1 protein-coding gene is annotated in these 1,016 nt (G+C 66.3%); it reads right to left on the bottom strand.

From position 1 onward, the window contains the following. Positions 1–960 (bottom strand): ISAs1 family transposase (locus tag ABD819_RS21385; protein ID WP_345127708.1); only part of this gene is annotated, 960 nt, incomplete at its 3' end. Positions 961–1,016 lie beyond the last annotated feature (56 nt).

The raw sequence follows: 1,016 nt of genomic DNA, 5'->3' as shown, positions 1-1,016 counted from the left end.
GTTTTCCACGGCCTGGGCCTGGCGCAAGCGGTGGGCGTCTTCGCCCAGCGTCACGTCCAGGTGCCAGTGGAGCTTGTTTTCAATGGCCCAGTGGTCGCGCACGGCGGCCGTGGCCTGGGCCGGGGTCAGGGTCGCGCGGCTGCTGAGGTAGTAGCGCACGGCCTGCGGCTGGGGCGGTCCGTCGACCGGGTGGCGGGTGGTCGCGACCCGGACCAGAGCGGCCAGCCCCGGCCAACGGCCTTCTTCATCGACCCAGCGCAGGTCGGTTTGGACGCTGAGCTGGGTGCAGAGCGGGGTGTTGTGGGAGGCCACGCTCCAGGATTCGAGCGTCTGCCGAGCGGGCACCTGAGCCAGGGCGCGTTCGGCCTCGGCCAAGAGCGTGGCCTGGTTCCCCTTGAGGGCCAGCAGGTAATCACCGCCTTGCTGGCAAATCTGGGCCGCGATGGCGGGTTGGCAGCTGAGCGCATCGAGGCTGACGAGGCAGCCGCGTACGTCGAGTAGGGCCAGTACGTCGGGGATGGCCGCCAGTTCGTGGCCTTTGCCCGCCGTGGCCACCTGGGCCAGGCTCAGGCCCTGGGCGCTGGCCACGGCCGACACCACGTGCAGCGCCTGCGGGCCGGAGCCGCGCAGGGTCTTGCCGTCGATACAAACCTGGCCGAGTTGGTCGGCGGGCAGCACCTGCCGCATCCAGGCCAGAAAGGCCGCGTTGAACGCCGCCGCGTCCAGGTGCTGAAAGACCCGCCGGAAGGTATCGTCGGACGGAATACCGTTGTCCAGCGAGAGGTAGCGCCGAAAGACGGGTTCTTTCTGCCGGCCAAACCAGGCGATTTCCTCAAAATCGTCGGCCCCGCTCAGCACAGCTAGCACGCTGATAACGAGAATGTCTAATAGTTTGTGGCGAAAGTTTTTATTCTGCCGCCGGAAGTCCGGCACGTCGGCTAAGTGGGTGAGTAACGACATCGAACCAAGGGGGTAAGCCGCAAATTTACCCTTGCGCACATAGTGCGGTTAGTCTG

This window comes from Hymenobacter antarcticus (assembly GCF_039539545.1).
Classification (GTDB): Bacteria; Bacteroidota; Bacteroidia; order Cytophagales; family Hymenobacteraceae; genus Hymenobacter; species Hymenobacter antarcticus.
Note: the sequence above shows the minus strand (reverse complement) of the source record. Positions and strands in the feature narration are given on the sequence as shown.